This window comes from Pseudomonas sp. 05T35 (assembly GCF_056396605.1).
Window position 1 is genome coordinate 1 of record NZ_JBFTLU010000441.1, and the last position, 5237, is coordinate 5237.

The window sequence follows — 5237 nt, forward strand, 5'->3', positions numbered from 1 at the left end:
GGCATACACAGTCCCCGTAGCAGCTGGCGTAGCCTGCGTTCGGCCGCGCAGCGGTCGTAAACCCAGACAACTCGGTCTTACTGAATGACCGCATTCATCAGATTTACGACCGCTTCGCGGCCGAACGCAGCCTCGCAGGCTCGGCAGCTGCTACGGGGGGCTTGTGTGGCGCCCCGACAAATTCATTAGCGCGTCGAAACCGGGCGTTTTACCCAGACTGGCGACAGGCTGCTGCCGTTTCCGGTGACGTAGAGCACTGCCGCTTCACCACGCTCCAGGGCGACCGGCTTCACGTCGCCGACCTTCTTGTCGCCTTCGAACAGCGCCAGGCTGACTTTCACCGGGTTGATTTCACGCTCGCCACGGCTCTTGGCAGCGACGGCCTGGACCACTTCGGTCTTGCCGTCGGCGGTCTTCAGGGTCAGTGCCTTGTCGCTGAGGTTCTGCACGCGGACCAGGGATTTCTGCTTGTTCTTGAACGGTGGTTCTTCGATCAGTAGCGGCTGGCCGCTGGCGTTGTTGACCAGGGTGTAATAGTGGTCGGCGGCGAGTTTCAGCGGCAGGCTCTGGCTACCGACCTTGGCGCTGTAGTCGCCACCGGGCATGAAGCTGAAGTCACTGCTGCCCAGTGGCGCGACATCGCTGATAGCGGTGCTGCCGACACTGGCGCTGACTTCGGCATTACTGGCGTTGTAGATGCGCACAAAGGTTGAGCCTTTCGGCGCGACTGGGCCGTAGAGCGCCGCGTCGCCGCCAGCGAAGGCCTGGGACAGCAGACCCATACCGGCTACGAGGACGAAGGTCTTGGCGAGACGACGAGGAGTTTTGGTGAAAGTCATAGGAGTTACCTCTTTCAGTTTTGCGCCCGGTCGGGCGTCTCGGATTTGCGGTTAATTGCTACGTTTTGCTGGCGGGCACCGGCTTGTTTGAGCTCTGCGACCCACTGCGGGTCGGCGTCGCCGATTTCGTTGTTCACAGGCAGATAGCGTTCAGGAAACTCCCAGATCAGCACCTGTGGCGGGCTGTTCTTGAAGGCGTCGCTGTTCAGGTAGCTGAGCATCGGCAGGATCGGGCCATGGCCGTCTTCGGCGTAATTGACCACGTCGCTGTGCAGCGCTTGCTTGAGCGCGCCGACGAAGTTCCAGTTCGGGTTGGCGCTGTAGCTGGTGCCGATCAGCGCTACCGGTACTTCGTTGTTGGCGAACAGGGCGTCGTCACCGGCAGGCTGGTTTTCAACGGCATGGGTGTTGCGCTTTTGCAGGGGCTCTGGCGCCGGCATCAGGTTTTCGAACAGTGGGTCCAGTGGCAGGAACAATCTCAGGTCGCCCTTGTGGCTGACTTGCTCCGCCGGCTCGGTGACAAAGCGCTGCGGTTGGCCGCTGAGCGGGGTTTTGTCGGCGATGGTTTTGGCCAGTTGTTCGGCGGCAATTTGCGCGCCCTCTGGCGTCCAGTGCGTGTCGGTGCGCAGGAACACTTGCTGGCCGTTCTGCTTGGCTTTTTGCAACGGGCCGAGCAGATCGGGGGCGAGGATTTTGTCGGCGGCGACACGGGCGTGAAAATCCTTGTAGAGGTCGGCATGGATGCGCGCCGGTTTTACTTCACCCAGGTGTTCCGGGTACAGGCGCGTCTTGGCCGGGACAATCGCCATCACCAGTTGCACGCCTTTGGCTTTCAGGGTTTGGCGTACACCTTCGACCAGCGCGTAGTTGCCTTGCAGGTTCAGCTCTTCATTGACCACCGGGTTGAATTCTTCATCGCTGTACAACCACTGATCGCGACCGAGCACCACGCCCGGACGACCTTCGTTGAACAGTTTGAAATCAAGTAGCGCCCAGAGGTTGGTGCCCAGGCGCTTGATCGGGAAATGGTCGTCGTAGTGAGTCTCTACGGCTTTGCTCCAGCGGCCGTTGAGCACGGTTGCATCGGCGTTGGAGCTGAAGCCAAAGAAGCTGCGTACCGACCACAGGCCCAGGACCAACAGGGTCACGAGGAACAGGGCGATGTAGAACATGCGTAATGAGCGGGTCATGGTCAGATCCCTCAGAACTGGAAGTAAAGGAACGGCGAGAAGCTTTGTGCCGAGAGTTTCAGGATTGAAGCGATGAACAGCAGCAGCACCAGCGCACGCATGGCATAACGCGGCCAGTCCGCGACCCAGTAGGCCGGTTGCACTTGGGCATCAACGCCCACGCTGTAACCCGGTGTATGGAGGCTGTCGGGGTTGTCGCCCGGGACGGCCTTGATCAGACCTGGTTGCGCAGTGGCTGGACCGTCAGCTTCGACAGGCTTGCTCTTGACGGCTGGCCGATTGCTGTAGAAATCGCGCAGGCCGAAGAACGCCAGCGTTGCGTACGCCACCACCAAAGTCGCGACTTGCAGGCCGGTGAGGCTGGCGCGGTTGAGTTCCGACAGCGACCACTCGCTGAAGCTGAACATCGCGCCATACATGCGGCCGGCAACGTGCAGGTTTTCCGCACGGAAAATCACCCAGCCCATCACCACCAGCAGGAAAGTCAGCGCCCAGCGGATCGGGTTGAAACTGCGTGGCGAGGTGTTCAGGCCGATGGCTTTTTCAATCGCCAGCCACATGCCGTGCCACGCACCCCAGACGATGTAGGTGATGTTCGCGCCGTGCCACAGACCACCGAGCAGCATGGTCAGGAACAGGTTGCGGTAGGTGATCAGCGTGCCTTTGCGGTTACCGCCCAAGGTGATGTAGAGGTAGTCGCGCAGCCAGGTCGACAGGCTGATATGCCAGCGGCGCCAGAACTCGGTGATCGACTGGCTGATGTACGGCTGCTTGAAGTTTTCCATGAAGCGAAAACCCATCATCAGGCCCAGGCCGATGGCCATGTCGCTGTAGCCGGAGAAGTCGAAATACAGCTGCGCGGTGTAGGCGAGGGCACCGAGCCAGGCATCGCCCGTGGTCGGGTTTTGCAGGGCGAAGCAATGGTCGGCGACCACCGCCAGGGTGTCGGCGATGAACACCTTCTTGATGAAACCCTGCATGAACCGCGTCGCGCCCTCGGAGAATTTGTCGAGGGTGTGGGTACGGTTGTTGAACTGATCGGCCAGGTCGCGAAAGCGCAACACGGGGCCGGCGATCAGGTGCGGGAAGATCGCCACGAACGCCGCGAAGTCGATCAGGTTGCGGGTCGCCGGGGTGTCGCCACGGTAGACGTCGATGATGTAGCTGATGGACTCGAAGATGTAGAACGAGATACCGATCGGCAATAGCACGTGGGTCAGGATGAACGGCGACAGGCCCATGGAGGTCATGATCGCGTTGAGGCTGTCGACCCCGAAGTTGGTGTACTTGAAGTAGCCGAGGATGCACAGATCCACCGCTACGCCGAGCAACAGCCAGCGCTGCGCCGGTTGGGTCCGCACGCCGGCGGCACCGACTTTCAGGCCGATCCAGTAGTTCCATAACGTGACGCCGGCGAACAGTGCCAGGAAGTCCACGCGCCACCAGGCATAAAACACATAGCTGGCGATCAGCAGCAACAGGTTGCGATAGCGTTGCCCGCTCAAGTAGTACAAGCCGAGAAAGATCGGCAAGAACAAAAACAGGAACACATTGGATGAAAACACCATCCTGATCTCTCCTTGTGTAACCAACAGTCAAGGGCCAACGGCCCCCCCAAACCCCCCGTGAAATTCTGGGGGCATATCACTCGACTCACGTCTTGCACTGACCCTGTGGGAGCGAGCCGTCGACTGACACTCAGTCATCGCGAGCAGGCTCGCTCCCACAGGGGTTTTGTGTTCGGCTTATGAACCTTTATTGCCCTTCTCATGCGAAGGGTCGTAGACCTTGGTCAAATCCCCGCCCAGTCGAAAACTCTTGAACGGCTGCATCGCATGCTTGCGTTCCAGTACGTCCGCCGGGCAGGTGTAGAGCGTGCAGAAGGGTTCGAGCCAGGCGAATTTCGAGTCGACTTTGAGGTCGGTCATGTCCTGTTCCTTGCCGTTCTTCTGCTCGAACGTTTGCGGGTCTTTCACCCCGGCGAGCACCCGGTCAGCGAGGCGTTTCAGCGCGCCGTTGTTTTCCTGGCGCAAGTCGACACCGTTGACCTGAGCAAAACTGGCGATCATCGCCAGCGGTGGCAGGGCGTAGTTGTGATAGGCCAGTGCCCGTTGCTGGCGCTTGAGCTCGTTGGGCAAGAAGCCCTGGGCGTCGACCTGATTGGCGCCGACCTTGTATTCCTTCACGGCCCAGTCGAACAGGTCGCGGCGGTTGGTCGCGACCGACGTCGCCATCACCGACCAGGCGGCCCAGTACGAGTGGTTGTTGGTTTGTTCGAGCGGCRGGTTGTCCCAGTCGCTGACCACCTGATCGGCCATCTTGCTGAACCAGGCCTCGATCACCTGTGCTTCCTGCTGATGCGTTGCCAGCGGATGGGAGTCGGAGAACTTCAGGCGGATGTAGGCCGAGGCCATGCTGCCCAGCGCCCATTTGCGCATCGACTTGCCGGTGTGGTTGAAGTCCCTGGACATCAGCGCATCGGCCCTGGCCCAGGCGGTGAGCCAGTTGAGCGTGCATTCCAGCTGTTCCGGACGACCGTCGCGCATGAACTGCATCACCCGTTTGCTGGTGCCGCGTTCGAGTGTGGTGATGTCGGATGTGGTGTCGCGGAAGGCTTTTTCCGACGCAACGTTCAGGGTCGAGCGCGCCTTGTCGGAGCCTTCGTATTTGCTGCGAAATTGCAGGGCGCCGGTGTACGGCGTCGGCATCGCATCGCAATCGTTGCTGTCGTCGCCGTTCTTGAATTTTTCCACAGGCGCAAAATAACCCTGCGGCGGGCGTAGCGGTGCAGCGGCTTGAGTTGCCCCGGCAAACATCGCCAGGCTCAAGAGCGAAGGAGCAAGCAGGGTTTTCAGTTTCGAGTTTCGCATGACTGACCTCATTGCCCGACCTGAGCGGTACGTTGYTCAGCGCCCGGGAACACGTTGCGTTTGCAGATTTTCGCTTCGACTTTTTGTGGCGCAGCACCCGCTTCCGGGCCCTGGATTTCGACCGCCAACAGGTTCTGCGTGGCCCAGTCTTCATCGGTGCGCAATTCAAAGGCGAAACGTCCGTCGGTATCTGCGGTGTGGGGTTTGTCGATCTTGATGTCTTCGTGGCGACCGTTCATGTACCAGAGCGTGGCTTGCAGGGTTTTCACCGAGGGATCGGCGAAACGGATGTCGACCTGATGGTCGCTGTTGCGCAGGTCCATGTTCTTGCTGTTGAC

The 5237-nt window shown here is 60.2% G+C and carries 5 protein-coding genes; all 5 read right to left on the reverse strand.

Going from position 1 to position 5237, the window contains the following annotated elements; genetic code table 11:
- Window positions 1-185: 185 nt before the first annotated feature.
- Entirely contained in the window at window positions 186-839 is a 654-nt protein-coding gene (locus tag AC1DH9_RS24765) for an alginate O-acetyltransferase AlgF (RefSeq protein WP_427545231.1), read from the reverse strand.
- Window positions 840-853: 14 nt separating this feature from the next.
- Entirely contained in the window at window positions 854-2029 is a 1176-nt protein-coding gene (locus tag AC1DH9_RS24770) for an alginate O-acetyltransferase (RefSeq protein ID WP_427545229.1), read from the reverse strand.
- An 11-nt stretch (window positions 2030-2040) separates the two neighbouring features.
- Window positions 2041-3597, reverse strand: coding sequence for an MBOAT family O-acyltransferase (locus AC1DH9_RS24775; RefSeq protein WP_427545227.1), 1557 nt, complete (start codon window positions 3595-3597; stop codon window positions 2041-2043).
- Window positions 3598-3774: 177 nt separating this feature from the next.
- The gene (locus tag AC1DH9_RS24780) at window positions 3775-4899 is read right to left on the reverse strand and encodes a mannuronate-specific alginate lyase (RefSeq protein WP_477808959.1); all 1125 of its coding nucleotides are present in this window, start codon (window positions 4897-4899) and stop codon (window positions 3775-3777) included.
- Between the two features lie 8 nt (window positions 4900-4907).
- Window positions 4908-5237: alginate biosynthesis protein AlgX (locus AC1DH9_RS24785; RefSeq protein ID WP_477808960.1), on the reverse strand; the 330-nt coding region annotated here is incomplete at its 5' end.